This window comes from Spirosoma litoris, assembly GCF_054776755.1.
The window spans coordinates 117,533-137,903 of the sequence record NZ_BAAHBI010000057.1; the positions used below are offsets into that span (position 1 = coordinate 117,533).

The 20,371-nt window shown below is 46.9% G+C and carries 14 protein-coding genes; 11 read left to right on the forward strand and 3 right to left on the reverse strand.

The window, feature by feature from the left end:
- The first annotated feature begins 51 nt into the window (after positions 1–51).
- From ACYVGR_RS30070 to ACYVGR_RS30080, 3 genes are all read left to right on the forward strand, one after another.
- Positions 52–672, forward strand: a complete 621-nt coding sequence (locus ACYVGR_RS30070; protein ID WP_460963675.1) for a YWFCY domain-containing protein — start codon at positions 52–54, stop codon at positions 670–672.
- A gap of 82 nt (positions 673–754) precedes the next feature.
- Positions 755–2,350 carry a type IV secretion system DNA-binding domain-containing protein gene (locus tag ACYVGR_RS30075; RefSeq protein ID WP_460963676.1) on the forward strand — a complete coding sequence of 532 codons (1,596 nt, stop codon included), beginning with the start codon at positions 755–757 and terminating at the stop codon, positions 2,348–2,350.
- A gap of 73 nt (positions 2,351–2,423) precedes the next feature.
- The gene (locus ACYVGR_RS30080; RefSeq protein WP_460963677.1) at positions 2,424–4,616 is read left to right on the forward strand and encodes a YWFCY domain-containing protein; all 2,193 of its coding nucleotides are present in this window, start codon (positions 2,424–2,426) and stop codon (positions 4,614–4,616) included.
- A gap of 162 nt (positions 4,617–4,778) precedes the next feature.
- Here the strand turns inward: ACYVGR_RS30080 and ACYVGR_RS30085 are convergent, their stop codons facing one another.
- Positions 4,779–5,834: a M23 family metallopeptidase gene (locus tag ACYVGR_RS30085; protein ID WP_460963678.1), complete on the reverse strand. Its 1,056-nt coding sequence runs from the start codon at positions 5,832–5,834 to the stop codon at positions 4,779–4,781.
- A 132-nt stretch (positions 5,835–5,966) separates the two neighbouring features.
- Here ACYVGR_RS30085 and ACYVGR_RS30090 point away from each other — a divergent pair, with 132 nt between their 5' ends.
- The 5 genes from ACYVGR_RS30090 to ACYVGR_RS30110 all read left to right on the forward strand — a co-directional run bounded on the left by ACYVGR_RS30090 (position 5,967) and on the right by ACYVGR_RS30110 (position 14,007).
- Positions 5,967–9,161: a DUF3945 domain-containing protein gene (locus tag ACYVGR_RS30090; protein WP_460963679.1), complete on the forward strand. Its 3,195-nt coding sequence runs from the start codon at positions 5,967–5,969 to the stop codon at positions 9,159–9,161.
- Between the two features lie 23 nt (positions 9,162–9,184).
- Positions 9,185–10,387 carry a hypothetical protein gene (locus ACYVGR_RS30095; protein WP_460963680.1) on the forward strand — a complete coding sequence of 401 codons (1,203 nt, stop codon included), beginning with the start codon at positions 9,185–9,187 and terminating at the stop codon, positions 10,385–10,387.
- 58 nt (positions 10,388–10,445) lie between these two features.
- The gene (locus ACYVGR_RS30100) at positions 10,446–11,705 is read left to right on the forward strand and encodes a hypothetical protein (RefSeq protein WP_460963681.1); all 1,260 of its coding nucleotides are present in this window, start codon (positions 10,446–10,448) and stop codon (positions 11,703–11,705) included.
- Between the two features lie 44 nt (positions 11,706–11,749).
- On the forward strand, positions 11,750–13,459 hold the full coding sequence (locus ACYVGR_RS30105) for a toprim domain-containing protein (RefSeq protein ID WP_460963682.1): 1,710 nt from the start codon (positions 11,750–11,752) through the stop codon (positions 13,457–13,459).
- Positions 13,460–13,596: 137 nt separating this feature from the next.
- Positions 13,597–14,007 (forward strand): hypothetical protein, encoded by a 411-nt coding sequence (locus ACYVGR_RS30110; protein ID WP_460963683.1) that lies wholly within the window; start codon positions 13,597–13,599, stop codon positions 14,005–14,007.
- Positions 14,008–14,036: 29 nt separating this feature from the next.
- Here the strand turns inward: ACYVGR_RS30110 and ACYVGR_RS30115 are convergent, their stop codons facing one another.
- Both ACYVGR_RS30115 and ACYVGR_RS30120 read right to left on the reverse strand, forming a co-directional pair.
- Positions 14,037–15,596, reverse strand: coding sequence for a serine hydrolase (locus tag ACYVGR_RS30115; protein WP_460963684.1), 1,560 nt, complete (start codon positions 15,594–15,596; stop codon positions 14,037–14,039).
- 22 nt (positions 15,597–15,618) lie between these two features.
- Entirely contained in the window at positions 15,619–18,108 is a 2,490-nt protein-coding gene (locus ACYVGR_RS30120) for an outer membrane beta-barrel protein (RefSeq protein ID WP_460963685.1), read from the reverse strand.
- Between the two features lie 18 nt (positions 18,109–18,126).
- Between ACYVGR_RS30120 and ACYVGR_RS30125 the strand changes: the two genes are divergently transcribed.
- The 3 genes from ACYVGR_RS30125 to ACYVGR_RS30135 all read left to right on the forward strand — a co-directional run bounded on the left by ACYVGR_RS30125 (position 18,127) and on the right by ACYVGR_RS30135 (position 20,359).
- The gene (locus ACYVGR_RS30125) at positions 18,127–19,377 is read left to right on the forward strand and encodes a sensor histidine kinase (RefSeq protein ID WP_460963686.1); all 1,251 of its coding nucleotides are present in this window, start codon (positions 18,127–18,129) and stop codon (positions 19,375–19,377) included.
- Positions 19,340–20,095: a LytR/AlgR family response regulator transcription factor gene (locus ACYVGR_RS30130; RefSeq protein WP_460963687.1), complete on the forward strand. Its 756-nt coding sequence runs from the start codon at positions 19,340–19,342 to the stop codon at positions 20,093–20,095. Before ACYVGR_RS30125 ends, ACYVGR_RS30130 begins: the two co-directional genes overlap by 38 nt.
- A 123-nt stretch (positions 20,096–20,218) precedes the next feature.
- Positions 20,219–20,359, forward strand: coding sequence for a hypothetical protein (locus ACYVGR_RS30135; RefSeq protein ID WP_460963688.1), 141 nt, complete (start codon positions 20,219–20,221; stop codon positions 20,357–20,359).
- The last annotated feature ends 12 nt before the right edge of the window (positions 20,360–20,371 follow it).

A 20,371-nucleotide genomic window follows, 5' to 3' on the forward strand; every position in this document is an offset into this window, starting at 1 on the left:
GTTGAGGTGCAGGATTCACCGGAATTATAAACTGTTTCAACCAACTACTTTATGTCAAGATTTCATCAGGATGGCCGGGCGTATCAAGAAGCACTTCTTTCGATTCGGTGTATGGCTTACCTCGTTATAGGCCTGCACATTTACTGGAGCGCCCATAAACTACTTAGTCAAGCGGGCTATTCACTAATCCATATAGACCACGTTATACTCAGCTTAACTAATAAAGTGCCTTTAATGAGCGGGTTGCTGGTGCCTAAGCTGTGGGGATTGATACTGTTTTTAATTGAGGCACTGGGTAGTAAGCAACAACGAACAATCAAGCGTCACAACCACCGTCCGACAACACTCTTTATCTATTTAATCAGTCTGCTGGGATTGGTCTTGTTTCTAGGCAATGGGTATCTGGTTGATCCAATTGGTAAGCCCAACATACAGACCATCTTCCTTTACGTCAGCACTACCGCTTTGGGTTTATCAGGGCTAGTGTTCATTTCACTGCCAGCGTTAACGTCTTATTTAGGGCATACAAGACCGGGCGACTCCTTTGGTGATGAATCGGATAATCTCCCCCCTGACTGGCCAGAATGGCCTGGTTCGCGAGGGCCTCGAAACCCTGTCAAACCAATAAAACCAGCCCCTTCACTGACGGTCGTACCGACCTGCTTAAACTAAATCTACATACCAATTCACCAATGTACCTGGTGTTAGGCCGTAGTGAATCACTTTATCTTCTCCAGTTTAAATCCAACGTATCATGATGAATACAGCAACACAAGCCGACGAGCTGATTGATTCTTTTAACCAGGAAACCCAACGAATTGCCAATGAGTGTTCGGTCAATATTCCGACCCATTGGCGCTATAAGAATCAGGTCAGAAAAGGATGGATTAACATGACACATCTGTTTCGTGGTACGATGATTTTGGGAGCACCCGGAACAGGTAAAACCGAAACCTTTGTCCAAAATTTTGTACATCAGCTTTTGGATAAGGAATTCACGATGGCCATTTACGATTATAAATCGCCTGAGTTAAGCAGGCTGGCTTATACGCATTACGTAGACAATCTGGAAAAAACAACGAACCAATCGGGAGTAAGCCCTTCATTTCATGCCATCAATTTTACTGACCCCCGTTATTCATCGCGTTGTAATCCATTTTTGGCCGATCGGTTCACCGATAGTTTCGAGGCCTTCCTAGCCGCTAAAAACCTACTGTATAATGTAAATAGATCCTGGATTCTGAAGGCGGAGGGAGATTTTTTCATTGAGGTTGCGATCAATTATTTAACTGCATGTATCTGGTACATGAAACTCTACAACGATCGGCAGGTAGCGAATTATGAAGATAGGTTGCCGACTGAAGAACGAGCTGAGGCCAATAAATCAAATCGCTTTAACTACTGCACCTTACCTCACATCATTGAATTTGCAACAAGGCCTTACGAAGAAATCATTCCGTTACTCAATGCCGAGCCCGAGTTAGCCCATTTGATGGAGGGGATCACCAGCATTTATGAAAATGATACGCGTGAACACATGGAGGGGCTGTTGACGGTGATGCAACTAAGCCTGTCCACCCTAAAAAATCCGGTGCTCTACTGGATCATGACAGGGAGTGAAGCATTGGTAGATATCAATTATCCGACTAATCCTAAAATACTGTGTCTGGGGAACGATCCAGCATCAGGCCACTTGTTTTCTGTTCCATTAGCTTTGATTTCGCACCTGATGGCCAGGCAGGTCAACCGTACCCATCAGCGACCCAGCGCGTTGATCTTCGACGAATTTCCTACCCTTTATATAAGCGAATTTGATACCCTTTTAGCCACGGCCCGGTCCAATAAAATTGCCCTCTGCTTATCGGTTCAGGATCTAACCCAACTTGAAAACCAATATGGCAAAGCTAAAGCTCAGTCTCTCTTTACCATGAGTGGAACGATACTAGCCGGAAAAGTGGTGGGCACGTCAGCTCAACGAATAGCTGATCGGTTGACTAAGGGCCTGGAATCTGTAAAACCACCCAGAAGGTGGTCCTTTTTTTCAAAACCGAACGCAACGCAATCACCCCGTATATCACCCGCCACTTTGGAAGCTTTACCCTATGGATGCTTTGCCGGGGAAGTAGCTACGCAGGTTGATGCACCTCCCACGCAACCCGTTTTCTTCGCTCAGGTGACTGCCAATAAGGCAAAGCCTGATGAGCACCTCGCTGAACTACCAATAAATGCTGAACTGGCTACGCTGACTGATAAGCAGCTCGGCCAGCGATTGAATGACCATATGGCGACAATTCAACAGGAAGTCACTGACTTACTTCAGCAGGAACGTCAGCGCCACAAGTTGCGCTAACCCTTGAGCAAAGCCATCTGGCTAGTCAACAGCGTGTTATTCTTAATTCTAATTCAAAACAGGTCTTATTGTCATGGCTAATTCACAAGAACAGGACAAAGAGTATAGAGGTATCCTGAACACAATTATGTTCATGGGATATGCAGTCCTCTTATTTCATTTTTATGTTTTCTGTAACAACGTTTTTCAGCAGTTAGGTATACCCCTTGGCTTACTGGATCGGTTCATTCGCTCCTTGAACAGTTCGACGCACGTATTTGAGCAAGTTTGGTATTCCAAGCTGGCAGCTCTGTTCTTATTACTCGTCTATGTACTGGGAAATAAGTCCAAAAAGAATATTACGGCTACCTGGAACGATGCATTCCTGTACGGACTGATTGGTATTCTCCTCTACTTTGGGAGCGCACTTCTGTTGACTCTTCGGAATCTAAGCTACAATCTGATTAACCTGTTATACGTCCTATCAACCGTGTCGGGTTATTTAATTCTGATCAAAGCTGCGGGTATTGCCGACAGTATCATCAATTTAAAAATGGGCGATGACCCGTTCAATGAAGAGAACGAGAGCTTTATGCAAGAGACCGTGTTGGTCGATAATGAATATTCCGTGAACATCCCCACCTTGTTTACCTACAAAAAAAAGCTTTACAAGGGATGGATTAATGTGGTCAACGTATTTCGGGCTGCGATGGTACTGGGAACGCCCGGTTCCGGGAAATCCTTTGCTGTAGTCAATAATTACATTCGACAGCAGATACAAAAAGGATTTACGATGTTTATCTACGACTTCAAATTCCCCGACTTGTCGCGCATCGCTTATTTTTACTTACTCAAATACCAGGATGTATATAAGAAGATGTACGGTAAAGTACCCCGGTTCTACACCATCAATTTTGACGACCCCCGGCGCTCTCATCGGTGTAATCCACTCTTACCCCGTCTTATGACAGACATCATTGATGCCCAGGAGGCTAGTGCTACTATCCTGCTGAATCTGAATAAAAGCTGGTTGCAGAAGCAGGGCGACTTTTTTGTCGAGTCACCGATAACATTTCTGATGTCCTGCATCTGGTACATGAAACGATTCAATGACCGTCAGGTAGATGCTTTTTTAGAAACCCTTCCTGAATCGGAGCGGGAAAAGCCAGGGGTCGCGGATCATATCAATTACTGTACGTTTCCGCACATTATTGAATTCGCTAATCACGATTATGAAGAGATATTCCCATTAATGGCGGCTGAAACTGAACTCGAAAATTTAATTCAGCCGTTCTTCAGCGCCCTGAAAAACGGAGCAAAAGAGCAGTTGGAAGGTCAAATTGCATCGGCACGAATCCCCTTATCGCGCATGGCATCCCCTAGCCTTTATTGGGTGATGACCGGCAATGATTTCTCCCTAGACATTAATAATCCAGATGACCCCAAAATTCTTTGTGTCGGTAATAATCCTGACCGCCAGTCAGTCTACGGAGCCGCCCTGGGGCTCTACAATGCCCGCCTTATCAAGCTTGTAAACCGCAAAGGCCGTCTGAAAAGCTCCATCATCGTTGATGAGCTACCCACCATTTATATGCGAGGGTTAGATAACCTGATTGCCACGGCTCGTTCTAATAAAGTGTCTACCTTATTAGGGTTGCAGGATTTGACTCAGCTCATACGGGATTACGGAGATAAAGAAGCAAAAGCAATTTTTAACACGATTGGCAACATATTCAGTGGACAGGTTGTCGGAGAAACGGCCAAAAATCTATCGAGCCGTTTTGGAAAAAACGTACAGCAGCGTCAAAGTTTTAACGTAACCGAGAAAGAAACGACGACTAATTTTTCGACGGCAATGGATTCGGTCATTCCCGAAAGTAAGATCAGCAACCTGTCTCAAGGGTGGTTTGTCGGATCGATAGCGGACAACTTTGACGCAACCATCAAGCAAAAAATATTTCATGCGCAGATCGTCGTCGATAAAGAAATGATCGATGAGCTAAGTAAACTCCCTGAAATACCGGCCCTTAAAGCCTATGAAAACCTGAGTGACAAACAGGTGCAGGAGATGATGAACGAGCAGTTTAAACAAGTCAAGACGGAGGTAACGAATCTGATTAAAACAGAATTAGACGCTATTCGTCAGGGACCGAACAGTCATTTGCTACGAGATCTGCGCACCGCTGATCCCAATTATTTAACGGGAGAAGCTGCCGATGAAGAAGCCGATCATGAGAATTCAGATGAGTACGACGCAGTAAATGATGAATACACAGTGGATAATTAATTCGAAAGAAAACCTGTCCTGAAAGGCACTTGACTGATCAAGTGCCTTTTTTTATTCAGCATCGGATCGGGGAAGCCCGAAAAGTACTCGTTGACACTTTCGTAAACCGACGGTGTATTTTATCCGATAGGAATGCGTTTTTGGGTCTTCGAAAAAAGGAGACTACTTTCTCCGTTGAGAACCTGATGACCGGCCGTAACGGGAAACGCTGGATTTAGATTCGTCTAACGCATTTAGTAGCAAAAAGCAGTACGAGGCCGGATTAACAGGTTGGGTACCCGCTAAAACGGTGTAATGAAGGTGTGGCCCCGTAGCTAAGCCCGTCGATCCGACCCGGCCAATTACCTGTCCACGGCGAACAACCTCTCCCACTAGTACCGAATGGTCTTCGAGGTGACCGTAGCCAGTTTGATACCCTGAGGGGTGTACGATATAAACAGCCAGCCCCATCCCGGCAGGTTGCCAGACAACCCGGTCAACAACGCCATCGGCCGTGGCGTAAACCGCCGTAAAGCGAGGTTGGGGTAAGTCAATACCGGCATGATTCTGTAAACGACCACTGATCGGATGAACGCGTAGGCCATACGCAGACGAAATTCGGAAGTCCTCATAAGAGCGTAGTCGAACGGGTAATATTGACGGAATGGACCGGTATAAATCAAAGGCTGATTTAGCCGACGCTTTACTTGTCTGGCCAAGAGGTATCAGTTGTTGACGAATACGCCGTAGGGAATCCTCCAAAACCGCAACCATAATCGAATCCTGATCCACAAACCGTCGAGGGGCAAGAGTCCGATTATCCGATGGATTCCGTTTACTTGAATCGGCAGCATTAAACTCAATCGGCGCTAATCGATACCGGCTTTGAGAACTAGTATCGCTTTTCAGGGGGCTACCCATGTAGGTTACCAAAAATCGTTGTTTGGGGTTAACCGGACGATTTAAGGGAGGGGAAAATTGCTTCCCGTATCCATCAATACTATCCTGCTTTGGAGAGTTACCCATTGCGTTTTGCTCAGGTATTGGATTGTCTGCAGAGTCCACATCAACGGCCATCGGTTCGTCGAGTTCGACAGCTTCCTGGCGCTGAGGCATAAGGTTCTGATGGCGCTTAATGGGTGAATCAACTTTAAAAATTACCTGAGCCTGAGCCGTGCCAAGTACCCCTCCGTAGCCAATACAGAAGGAAACAAATAAAGTTATGAGCGAGTGATTCATAAGCGCCTAAACGTGACCGAAAAAAAAATGATTTTCATTCTCAAAGTTATCGAACTTTCTGTATAGTATTATTACATCTTCATTAGTTATTGACCATTATTTCCCATGAATCACTTAACGTACTGATCCAAGATGCAACCTCAACCCGTGCCAGAATCTGCCCATGACCTAACGGTTGCTGACCTGTCGGCTTTTGCCCAGCGTGGCCAATTGCCCCAGCCGATTTTAACGTATCGGCAAGAAAATGACAATCGACTACCGGCCAATCTCTACGTTCCCTTGGCAACAATCATTAATAATGATATGGCCGCCCAGGAACGGGCAGCCGCGTTGGGAAAGCCCCTGGATGCCCGGCCGTCCGATGATTTACTAACCGTGCTTTACACGCAGGACCCGATCATGCAGGAATTGCTGGAGCCATTTCGCCAGCAACGCGTTCAACAGCAGCAAAGTCCCTTATCAGAAGCTGAGCAGCAGGGTCTTCAACGGGGTCAGATTCCTGCCTCAATAACTGGTTACCTAAACGATTACGCAGGGGAACTACCAGCCCATGCGATAAAGCCTGTTAGTGAGGCAGTCGTTGATACGACCTTAGCACGTAAGGGGGAGATGTATCCCCAGTTCGAACTCCTTTATACCCGAAGTATTGAACTACCGGGTTTAGTGGATGAGCCGATTCGTCAGGGCCTGAAGGATCAAGGACTATTGCCGAATGATTCACAAAGCTGGCGCGTTGACATGGCCAGTGAACGGAGCCGGTCCGATGCCACGCAATTAGGGATAGCAGAGGGTATTCAAACAACGGAAATGAGTTTGGCATTGCCAGCCCACGCTCGTCAATTACGACAGTATCTTGAAGGCGATAACTATTTAAGCAATGAGGAAGTATCCCGAGCGATTTTCAACGAAAATACGACTCGGCATCAAATGCATCAATTGGTCGAAAAGTTGGATACGACCAGACAGCCTGACGTGCAGCAGCGGGTTACGGACTACTTGATGGAGTTGAAAGAAACAACTCAACAGTTTCCTGCCGTCGTACAGCACGGACCTGGTACGCCAATTGATATGGTTAGTTTGATGAATGTGGTTCGGAATCATCAATCGGGAGAAACGCCGCTAACATTACCACCCCCGGGCGAAGCGGTAAAGAACATTGATTTGTTAGAGCGCCTGAAAAAAGCGTTCGATTCAGCGGAACCTGTTCTGGATCAGAAACGGGCAGTAAATGCTCCGACGGAGCAGGACGTTAAGGAATTAACCGGCAAGCCCGCTAATGTCGCTTTTGATTCGGTAAAATCGCCAGCCATTCCTGGACGTCCAGCAACGGAAGGGGATGCATCATTGCCTTTGCCCGGCGAAAAAGGGCCTATCACAGCACCGGCTAAACGGGTAGCTGATGAAGGAGAATCATCAGGGGGCTTATTAACGAAAATCCTTCAATTGAAATTAACGGAAGGGGGTATGGTGTCCAATTTTCTGAATAATTATAAAATTGTTCAGGACCTGATGGACAAACTATTTAAGGGAGAGAACTTTGGTTTTAAACGAAAAGCAACCGACGAGCCAACTAAGCCGGATGGTTCATCAAAAGCCAATCAGCTGTCACTTGAGGAATTAATTCGGGAACTCGATCGGCGAACGCGTCCTGCTGGGATCAACCAGGCCGACGTTCAGAAAGTGACGGCCAATCAATCGATTGACCCAAAACCAACTGCAAGCGCAAATGCCCGGTCTCAACAAGTCGATTCAGAGCGGCCTGGACCAAAATTAAGCGTAGATCCCCCCATCCGTCAAAACGGTCAATCCGCAGCTTCAGAAGCTGGGCCAAAATCGATGGTGTCCCGCATAATGGATCATTTTTTGGACAAGCTGGCTATAAAACTGCTCGACCGGTTGGAGACGCGTCAGCAAACCAGACCTTCAGAAACTATTTCTACAACGGCTGTTACCAATTCACCGGCACGAGTATTAGCTACTGATGGGCTCAAATCGACGGCAGCTCATCAGCCAACCGTATCCGGGGAAAGGGCTCATAGCCTGGTCTCAGATAAACAAACCCACACCCAACCTATTGTACCTGAGACATTTCGGCAGCAGGCCGCTTACGTGAACCAGGAAAAGCGCTACAGCTGGGAACAGATCAAGCCCCAGATGGATAAACTGGGCATTTCAGAAAAATCAATTGATCCAATGAACAAAGCATTATTACTTGATGGCTATGCTACGCACCCGAACGTATCCTTCACCATAAAGGATAGAAACGGTATAGTAGCTCCCGCCCAGGGGAAACTGCTTCTCATTGAGATTCCAGGTAAAGGGCCCCAGGTTCATATTGAGCCGCCCCAACTCAAAACCTCGTTGTCTGTGCCGAAGGGGCTTAACTTATATACAGAAGACATTATGCGGTTGCAAAGGACAGGCATGGCTAACCGCCCCGTTGAGTACACGGATGCTCAAACCGCTACCAAACGGGAAGTTCTGGTCGGTTATGATCCGGTGGCTAAAATACTGCGCACCATTGATAAAGAATCTATAAAAGTGCCCGCTGAGGTTAAGGGTCAGCCATTGACCCCCCAGCAGCAGGAGCTGCTGCGCGACGGTAAACAAATCACATTAACGGGACTGCTAGGCGATAACAAAAAGCCTTATGCGGCAACGCTACAATTCTCAGCGGTGGAGGGTCAGTTTCGATTGGATCGTATCGGCAAAAAGCAGAGTGAAACGATTCCACAAAACATCAAACAAGGCCCTTTACAAAGTCAGTCGGCAAGTGATGAAAAGCCGAATCAAGGGTTTGTTGTTTATCTAAAATCGCTGACGCCAGAGAATAATCAGAAGTGGCTCAATACGACCCTCGACGTAAAAACGGGGGATGGGCTCGAGCAGCGTAAAAAAGTTAAAGATCTGACCTATTCGGATTCCGTTGCTGTCAAAAATGATGGTCTTTCAAAGGCATACGTGCCGCTTACGATGAAACCTCAGGACAATACACTTCTATCACCGTCCGAACAGGCCCGATTACTGACAAAACTGGAAAGAAATCCGCCAATCGGTGGAATTAGCCTACAGGAAGCAAAGCCTCATGAATTGGAGAAAGCCAAAGCCCGCTACCAGCCCCAGACCCAAACGGATACCAGCGTCGTTTCAAAAAATGGATCGACTCGAATAACGCAAAACCAGACTGGGAATCTTGAGCAAAAACCAGCTGGTAATACACGGCAGAACGCGGATTCGACCAAAGCGAAAAAAGGGCCATCCAACTCCGTAAAGCCAACCGCACCGGCGGACCGGCCAAAACAACCCACTGTTCGCCGTCACCCTTAACAATTTCAATCAATACCGACACCATGGCTTCTACAGATTATAACAGCTTAAACAGGGTCGAAAAACCCATTAACCCGCGTCCGCTGGAAACCGGAAACCGCTTCACTTGGGAGCAGCTGGAAATGCAGCTTAAACCGCTGGGCATTCGCAAGGAAAGCTTATCGCCGGAGGATATGCGCGAACTATTAAATGCCCGGCGTACCTCCAGCCTGACTCTGAATCAAACGGATGGCAACGGGACCACTACCCCGGTTCAGGGCCGTTTATTTGTCTATGACGATCCGGGTAAAGGTCCGCGCGTTGAAATGATTCCACGGCAACTAGAACGAACGCCGGCCCCCCGCTTTTTGGGCTACCAGCTCACGCACGAAGATCATATCCGTCTGCAACGAACCGGTGAATTAGGCCGCCCCGTCCCATTGACGGACAAAGAGACCAATCAACAGTTTATGGGATTGGTGGGCTATGATCCCCAGACAAATCGGCTGACTGTCTTTCGGCAAGAACGATTCGTACCACCAACCGTTCTTCGGAACGTGCCCATTACGGACAAACAGCAACAGACGCTGAAAAACCACGGAGTTATCCGGGTAAAAAACATGACGGGTCTGGATGGCAAGCCCTTTACGGCCGACGTTCAGGTGGCCGCCCATAAACGAGGGTTGAAATTTACGCCTGTCAACCAGGCGGCTCTCAACGCCCTCCAGGAAAAACGAGATACGCAACGAAATGCGCCACAACCCGCTGAATTAACGCCCAAACAGGTAGCTCGTCAGGCGGCCGACGAACAATGGAAGAAAACGGTCGTATCGGCAAAGGATGAAAAAGGCCAGGTCGTTCGCAAGCCAGCGGGCGCACTAACCTATCAGGATATGATTCGGGTAAATAAGGCGAGTGACTCACCGGTAGAATGGAGGCCCCTAAACCGTATCCCCCATGGGCAGGAATTGAAAAGTCCCAGAGCACAGGCTAAGATGGAAATTCTGGATTATCGAAAGGAACAAAATGGGGTAGTATTGCCACCCAAAATAACTGCGACAGCAGAGGAAATTAAACGAGCTGATCAAAAATTTTCGTCGTTGTCAGAGGGAAAAACGCCCGCGCGTACGGCTACCCCGCCAAGCCCCGCACGCCAAAATGAGCCAGTAGCAAAGACGGATAAAAATACGAAACCTACTGAACCGATTGCCTCAGTAAAAGCGGGATACGGTAGGAAACGGGTATAAAACGCTATTATAAACGAGTGAGCTTGTAATTTCACGTTATATACAAAATATTAAATGAATGGATAGCACCGTCGAGAATACTCCTCCAATTGATGTATCAACGTTGATAGGTAAACGCTATACGATAGAACAGATGCGTCCAGTTCTAGCCGCTCACCTGGACTTATCGTCGAATTTAGTTTCCGCACCGGTCGGCCTTGAGATAAAAAAATTATTGGACGGTAAACAAACCAACATCATTCCGTTAAAGGATGGCGATGCCGCCAAGCTCAGCGTAATTAATCATCCAACGCGGGGTTTATCAATTAACGTAATGCATGTGCAGGCGCGGCTACAACTGAGAGATAATTACTTAGGTCACCAATTTAGCCCTAATGACAAAGAAAATCTCCAGCGGTACGGAGATATGGGGCGCGCCGTTCAACTCATCGACCCAACCTCTAATGAACCCTTTAGAGGGATCATTGGCATTAATCCGGAAACGCAAAAAATGACGGTGATCAACACCGATAAATTTCCGATACCGGACAAGTTGCTGGGCGTACCGATTGATCCGTCCGCTAAAGAGCGGCTACGGGAAGGATACTCAATTCGCATCAATAACATGAAAAAAGATGACCAGACGTTTTCGGCCTTTGTTCGTCTGGCAGCCTCCAAGAGAGGGTTTAAGTTTGAACGCATCAAGCCGCCCAAGCTTGAACAGGTTCCAAAAACTAGGCAGTTCGTTACCTCACAAGCTGGTGAACGGTCTACTTCAGCTACGCCATTACTGGATAGTTTGAGTTACGCCGAGAAGGGAATAAGGCAAACAACGCAAGCTCACCCTAATGGGGTTGAAGTGTTGGTTATCCCGCAGGCCGATAACGCTAAATACGTATTATCGATAAAACTTCCCCAGCTTGCTCAGGCTCCCGAAACCGGTAAGTTATTCGCGCTACCGATCATGGCCTCAAGAACTGAAGCAGAAGCTTTACTTCAGCTCAGTCAGCAACTGGATAAAGCGATTGGAAAAAATCAACCGCTCCTTCCTATCCTTCAACAAACACCCGATTCCGTTCAACGTCTTTTGAACCTTGATTTAATGAAGGCGCTGAACAAAAAAGTTGACGTACCCCCCAGCGCAACTGATCTCCAGACAGCTGCCCGTCCCATCCCTCCGTTAGCCCAAAAGCAAACGACGACGGCGTCGGTTACCAAACGACCTGACCAAACAACCAAACCAGCCCAGGTGAAGTCCGATGCAGAGGCGAAATCAGCAAAGGTTAAAGTTAGTAAACCCAAAACAGACGTAAAGCCGCCTAAAGGACATCGTCCGTAAGGGCTTTATCCCGTCCCTTTTTCCCTGTTATAAATTGAATCGCCATGTCAACTCAAACGCAGGAAGCCCAACGTACCAGCCGACAAGATGCTTACGATCGTCGGGTTGCCGAGGAGCGTTCCCTCACCGATCGGTATAAATCGGATATCAATTTAGTGACGTATCTCATTGATCAGGGCTGGCAACCGATTAAGGGGAAACACGGTAAAAACTGGGCGGCTCTGGAAGAGGAATCCACCGGGCGTAAGATCACCGTGCACCGGGTACAGGAAACCGGACATTATGCCTATAAATCGTTTCAGGATAACCGAGACCGGGGAACGATCATCAACATGGTATCCAATAAATTAAACCTGGATCTGGGTAGCCGGGATGGCTGGAAACAGTTGCACGCTCACCTTAGTCCCATGGTAGGTAATGTCTATACGTCCCATGAGTCGATCCGGCCCATTGGCTTGAAGGACATTCGTCAGCTGGATGAGACTACAACGGCCAGACTGCTCAACATTGAGCCATTGCAACAACGCAACTGGTTATATAGTCGTCATATTGAGGATAAGACCATCGATGCGCCAGAATTCAAAGGCCAAATTGTGCAACGCCCGTTTGAGACGAAAAACGGCTATACCGGCATCAACACGGCATTCCCTATGCGAAATATGGAACACATCGTGACCCTCAACACGCGCAATGCCAGTCATAATATGCTCGTCTCTCCCAAACACGATAGTGTCTGGTTATCCAACGTTATTCCAGGCGTAAAACCCCGGGAAATTGTTATTACCGAAAACCCCATCGACGCCCTCTCTCACTACCAGCTACATCCGCCCCGTCAAGCTGGCGATCGGCTATATGTATCAACAGGGGGGCAGCCCGGTGGTCTGCAACTGCCCACGTTGCAAAAAATCATTGATACCATAAAACCCGAACGGTTCATCTTAGCTAACGATAATGACTTCTCGGGGATACGCTTTAATATTCAATACATGGGTAGCTTGAAACTGCCTGGTCAACCGGACCCAGCCTGGCAAGCGTATATGACAGAGGGCAATCAAAAGACAGGCAATCCAAATCAGCTACGTTTAACCTTGCCTAAGGGCGTGGAATCCCCGCCCGGTAAATCGCCCGATGAGCTAGCCCAGCGAATTGTTTCGGTTATGAATCAGGGCCATTTAGTTGACGAGACGAAAGCTAAAGTTAAAGTGGGGAAAACGTATTTGGGCGATACTGAAATTACTGTCGATATTCCCAATAACAGACCGATGTTGATACGGGCGGAAAATCTAACCAAAGAAATCCGCCTAACGGACAATCACTTTTACGTGAACCGCTCGGTGGAGAAAGATTTTAATGATGACTTAAAAGTAAAAGCCGATAAGATTCAGCAGGAAATTGACAAAATAAGGGCTAACCGGCCTGAAAACCGGCAACATGAACCCATTACGCTTCAACCCGAGTGGCTAGTAAAATTACAGTCTCAATTCAAAAACGACCCGGCTGCCATAGCCAATCAAAAATCAACCGTGAAGGTTGGGCCAACGGGATTACCGCTGCATCAATATGAGAAGGGAGCTGTCAATAATGAATTACCAAAAGATGGAGCCAAGCGAATTCGGAAAGATACACCAGCAACAGTGCCGCAAAATTCACAAACAGTCCCTCCATCGGGTAAGCCCGTCGATCCCAAAGAACGGGTGAAGCCAGCGGTCACTACCGATAAGCCCGTACCAACAAATCGAATAAGACGGTCGTAATCAGTGTTTCTAGACAAACCTAAACCGAGTGGTATTTTCGACTGCGCGTTAAGTTCGTTTAGGACCTTTATTCACCAGGTAATTGCCGCTCATCGTTACTTTTATACTCGTCAAGTACCAGTAAAACGTCCGCAACTATGCAGCCTTTATTTTCCGCCTGGCTAATCGATCCTTACCTGGAGTCGGTATATCCAATTGAGCTAACGGATTCCTTGTCGGATATCAGCCGTTGGATCGGTACCGTTGAGATTGGTTTTTTTCTCCATCATCCGTGCGGTGATCGGGCGATCATGAATGGCGATGTCCTCACTCAGCCCCCACTACCACCTGGCTGGCAATGGCTTGGAACGGGCTCGGTTTATTATGGCCGGGCCATCTGGATCAATGTGAACCAAGAAGGCCAACTTATGTCCCCCGAATCAACACGTTGCTGGCTGGAAGGTCAAATTAATTTTATTGGATTCAGGGAATTATCCGATTTCGATTCGGAGTTCTCGGATGATGATGAGGAAGACTGGAATCAGTACCTTGATGAACGAGATAGTTAAGTCCTCTTTAAAAGAAAGGTTAGCCAAGGCTAACCTTTTTGCTTAACCGATACTTTCTTAAATGGGTAAGTTTCATGATCGACGAAATCAGTATCCTTTAATTCGAGCCCGGAAACGGCTCCATTCGTAACCGAAAACATAACGGGGAAGATACCGAAACGAGGGTTAGATAAGGTAAGTCGAAATTCATGACCATCCATAAAGTCTAACGTACCCAGCAACTTTTTGTGATGCTCAAATCGAACGGTTAAGCCCGTTTGGCCACTCCCCGGGGTTGGTGCTGAAATAGTCAGTGTTCCATAAAGTTCGTTCCGGTATGTACCTACAAAGGCGGTCATCGGAATTGGATTTTTGGCTTTCTGATTGACCCGTTTGGCCAAGAGCTGAATACTTTCCTGACTTTTTGCGTCTCGTTTCTTAGCCCGTTCCAGGTAGTACGAACTACGATTGACGTAGGGCACCCCTAAATAGGCATCCAGTAATTGAAATCGAAGGGCATCGTGAAAACTTTGGTTATCCTGATTCGTGAGAATGACAATACCTAAATTTTTAGCCGGGACAAAGGTCACGTTGTTCCGATAGCCGTTTGAGCCACCCGCGTGAGCAAATACCGAATGGCCAGCGTAATCAATTAGCCCCATGCCCAAGCAGTAAAATTGAAAGCCTAACGGGAAGGCCGACATCCGGTCCTGACTGGCGATGGTCGAAGCCGTTCTGGTCTTCTCAATCACCGAATAAGGGACAACCTGCCGCCCGTTTACCCGGCCACTGTCGAGTTGAAACATAAGCCATTTGGCCATGTCTGAACAACTCGAAATCATGCCCGTAGCGGGCCCTAAATTATCCAGGTTATCAAAAGGAAGCGAAACGAGTTTGCCGTCCGAGGAGCAACACGTTGTCGATGGATGAGCAACGTCAGGTAGTTTGTCCATCCCAACCGACAACATATGAGTATCCTTTAACTGGAGGGGTTCCAGCAATGTCTTCTCCGTAAATCGTTCCCAGCTCATCCCCGTAACTTTCGGGATTATATCGGAGGCTACCACATAAGCGGCATTCGAATAACCAAAATCCTGTCGGAACACGTAGGGAGCCTTGAGCTTCCGCAAGCTACTGATTACTTCCTGACGAGACAGATCTGTATCCCAGAATACAAAATCACCTTGATAATTTTTGAACCCAAGCCGATGTGACAGCAAATCATGAATCGATACCACTTTAGAAACGTCTTCATCCTGCATGGCAAACGAAGGCAGGTATTTCTGAATCGGATCGGACAGTGAAATTTTTTTCTGCTCTTCCAGTAAACACAGATCCGTAGAAGTAAATAATTTTGACTGCGAAGCTATTTGAAAAATTGTGTGCTCATTAATTGGCTTGGTTGAGCCGACGGCCGTCACGCCATACCCTTTCATGAAAACAATTTTTCCATCTTTTACAATGGCAATGGCTAATCCGGGAATTTGCCAATCCGACATCCCTTTTTGGATATATCTGTCGAGACTATCGGTTGGAAACGGATTTTTCTGACTGTATACCGCAGTCATACTGCTAACGATCAGCCAAACAATGCATAATAGTTGTTTCATCGTATTCAATAAAAGCTTTTTCCTATCTAGAAGACGATCCTCCCAGTCGTTCCTGTTCGGAATCGGAACCGAAAGTGCCCTCTTTCACACGCTTAGCCTTTGTATTACCAAACTGAGCAGAATAAGTCAACATGATACGTTGGCTTTCGTACCGATGCCGAAAGATAATATGCGTATTTAAATAGTCACCGTAGTTTTGAATGAGCATGGAATGAAATATATCCGTAGCCGCTAATTTCAGGGTAGATTGCTTTGTAAGTGATCGCTGCAGACCCAGGTCCACAAAGGCAATGGGGTCATAATACATGTAACCGATTAAGGCCAGCGAACGGTACGTTATGTTGAGGTTGGCATCCCATTTTCTGACTTTAAACGTATTGTTTAAACGAACGGTGGCCGTGGATTGACTGGTTTGGGTAGGACGATCGGCAAACGTCCCGTAAAACTGGGAATAAGCCCCGGTAAGGGTAGCCTGCAACTGCCAGGCGGTTGATAACCGCAAAGGCCACGATAGCGTTGCTGCGAAACGACGCTCCCAATCGAAGTTAATATTCCGGTCCAGGGTGGTAGCCTGCAGGGAGTCATACCGGTAAACTATTTCAGCGATCCTATTACGGGTGTGACTGTAGAGAACCGTTAACGACGTTTGTTTAGGGGTTGAGGCGAAGAGCTGCCAGGTAGTCGTTAACTGAGGTAATAAAAGCGGATTGCCCGAATACAACGTGAGGGGGTCGTAAAAAACATACGCCGGGTTTAATTGATCAAACCCCGGCCGGATTATCCGGCGATTGACTGAAAAGCTTGATTGATACTCGGTTTTGGAACGATACTGGAGGGAAAAGGTAGGGAAAAGATTCGTATACGTACGACGAATGACAGACGATACGCCGGACACCCCTTCATAATTAGTGTGTTCCAGCCGTAATCCTGCCACCACTGCCCAATTCAACCAGGTAAAACGCATGCTTTCATAAGCCGAACGGGTTTTTTCCTGATAGCGATACGAAGTAGCCAGCAAGGAAATAAGCGGGGCAAATCCCGCCGAGAACTGATCGATGGCGGGTGAGTTTTGCATACGTATGGTACTGTACTTGAGACCGGCTTCGAAGGCCCAGGCTTTTGTGAAATTGGTCGAGAAATCAATTTTCGCCGTTCCAATATTAATCGCGCTGGGATACCGTATTTGTACCGATTCGGTCGGCAGTGGCTTGGGGAAAAGCTGAGTAAAAGCGGAAGTCGCTTTGGCATTATCGACATGATGCGCGTAATCAACGTCAGTGGAAAGCAGTGCTTTACCGTCTTTAAACTGTTTTCGTAGGTGAATATTGGCGGCAAAATTGGCAATGCGCCGTTGATTCTGAGTACGCGCATCAATCTGAGTTTTTGAAGCGTTTGCCTGTGGTAACCGGAAATTCAGCGTTGACGTCGGATTGTCGGTATCGTTCATTTGACTCCCCAATAGAACGGTGCCAAGTGTTAACGATTTAGAAAGTGTCAGATCCCAACCCGTTCGGAGGGTATGGCTTAAGTTATCGATCTGGTTGAACTGATCACTGTGTGAAAATCCAGCTTGCGATACGGTCGACGCCGTGAGTATCTGATCCGATTTCCAACTGTAGTAGGTTGGACGAAAGCCAGGTGTGTATAGAATGGTGCCCTGCAGGCGGGCCGAACGAAGCGCCAGATTTAAAGAGCCATTCGATTTAAAATAACGGCCTGCCCCAACTGATAAGGACGCTTCACCGTTTACCCCGTCTTTACGAATCCCTTTCGTATAAATAAGTATGATCCCACTACTGCCAGCATCATACCGGGCGGGGGGATTGGTCAATACTTCAATTCGTGAAATGGCACTGGCCTGCAGCGTTTGCAAATACCCAATTACCTGATCACTTGGAAGATTGACCTGACTGTCATTCTGATAGAGGATGACTCCGCTTTTACCATCAATGGAGACTGATTTGGTGATGGGGTCAACACTTAGGCGGGGTGCTGAAGCCAGTGCTTCCAGGGCATTTCCACCCGAATAAACCGGATTAGACGCTACATTGATTATAATCCGATCCGATAATACCTCAAAGGGCAGCCGTTTTTCTTTGACTAAAACTTCGTTTAATTTGTTAACTAAAGGCTCCAGGGTGATATTAACCCAGGTGACTGCCAGCGTATCACGAACAACAATGGGTTGATTGACCGGATTGTATCCCAGGCGGGTAGCCCGAAGAAGAAACGCACCGAACGGTACCTGGTTAAATTCAAAAAGTCCGGATGAATCCGCCTGCGTTGTTTTTACCAAACTCGAATCCAGTCGAAATAGGGAAACTACTGAGTTGGGGATAGCCACGGAATCAGGACTCATGACGTACCCTTTCAGCCCGCTTTTAACCACCTCCAATTGTGGGGGCGCTGATCGAGCAGACTGAGCTGATACGATTCCTGTTAATCCATAGACTAGGAGCCAAGTTACAATACTGAACTTGAGTAGATAAAGCGAAATCAATCTGTTACCCATTAAGGTTTAGCCCAAATTATGACTAAAAATAATAAACAGAATTGGATTGATGATGAGTCATTGTTTAATCTTCCCCACCGAAAAGTTACCTGGACTCGCGTCCAGTTACACGTTTTGTTTTGGGTTTACGATACTTTCTCGGCCTACAATGCCATGGATCGGGTACTGCGCGTAGACCCGAAATTGCCACCTGATCCGGGTCTGTTCAAGATTATGTTTACCACGCACGTACTGTCGACGGTCGTGCTATTTTATTTGTTCGGCTATTTAATTGTACCGTCCCTGATGAAGTTGTTGGTGTATAACCGGGCAACGGGGAAGTGGCTGACCAAGAAAGCCGCGTTAGTGGTGTTGACCAGTGCCTGCGTGTTTATTATTTTTAATGTGTATGATTATTATCTGTTTACTTACGCCTTTGAGCATTTCAAACCGGCACCTGCTTATGTACAGCGGTATAATGATTTGCTGCTAGCGGCTGGTCCGGTAGGCATTTTTAAAAATTACTCCCTCTTCACCTTCATCTGGGCGTACAATGTATCCTATCTGATGCTACCCCTGCTCATCCGCATCATTCGGGAAGCGATTTCCTGGGGAGTTGAAAGCGTAAATCAGAAGGAGCAGAATCAAATTTTAATGCGTAATCAATTGCATCTGTTACAGATACAGATAAACCCCCATTTCTTGTTCAATGTATTTAATAACATTTACTCCTTAATCCAGAAAACAAATTCCCAGGCTGCTTCATTAGTAAGAGGACTATCCGATCTGATGCGCTACACGCTCTATAAAACAAATGATGAATTTGTACCCCTGGCGGGAGAGCTGCAGTTTTTGTCGAATTATATTGACATCGAGAAAAGCCGCCAATTCAAACCGGAACGAGTTCAATTCACTCAAAATGGACTGACCGATGGGTACTTAATTCCCCCCCTGTTGCTGGTTACCTTCATTGAAAATGCATTTAAACACGGCTTGAATAATTCGTACGAAGAGGGATGGGTAAATATCTCCATTCACATAGACGATCAACGGGATGCCTTGCGCATGAAAGTTGAAAACCATATCGCCGGTACCGAAAGCAGAAACGAGGAAGAAGGGGGTGTGGGATTGGTCAATGCGCAGAAACGACTGAATTTGCTATTCGGCTTTAACGGCTTCAAACTGGATACCCACGCCGAGAGCAGATCCTATTTGGTCGATCTTGAATTACCGCTTAAAAAAGGAATGGTTTATGAAAAACCCGGCAGAGATTCAGTGCCTAATTATTGATGATGAACCACTTGCTCAGGAGTTGTTGATTGACTATGTAGAACGAATTCCTGAGCTAACGATGGTAGGGTCGGCGGCCAATGGCCAGCAGGCGTTAGCCATGAGTCTTGACTTGAAACCCGACTTACTGCTACTTGACATCCGCATGCCGCGCATGAGCGGCTTTGAGTTGATGGAAGCCTTACCCAAACCCGTACCCCTGGTTATTGTCACCTCTGCGTACCGGGAGTACGCCCTTAAGGGGTACGAGCATTCTATCATCGATTTTCTGGAGAAACCCATTTATTTCGATCGGTTCAATAAGGCAATTGAGCGCGCAGCTGAACGGATTAAGCAGATAAAACAGGTAAACCAAAGGGTGGAATCACCGCAAGAAAGTGGACCAAAATTATTGACAGTACGATCCGAACGAGCGGACGTGTTCATTCCGCTTGACCACATAAACTACATCGAATCCTTAGAGAATTATTTAAAAATCCACCTCGTAACTAAGCCAGCTAAGAATGTACTTACCAAAATGACCGTATCGGACTGCATCGCCCGATTACCGGCAAAAGAGTTCATCCGGATCAACCGAAAGTACATTGTCCGGGTTGACAAAATTCATCAGCTGGGTAGTTCTTCCTTAATCCTGTTCAGCGGAGAGGAATTGCCGATCGGAGTTATATACAGAGATCAAGTACGGGAGGCGGTAGAAACAAAACGAGTATCGGGTTAGACGGGATAGAAGTCCCCACAAAAACCCCATTTGTCCCTACGTCAACAAATAGTTCAGGTTTATCATCTTTTCAAGGGCTGAATGAATATAATCAACAACTTGCCCCCAAAAAACAAAAAAACCATGAAACAAAGAATTCAAAACAGCCAGCCAGCGCGCTTCCAGATCATCAAGAAGCATATTACAACCCGCCAGACAACCGCCCAACCCGCCCCCGTCAGAAACGTCTCCGGCTCAACCATCGACGTTACCTCACTCATCTGATAGAATTTGTTT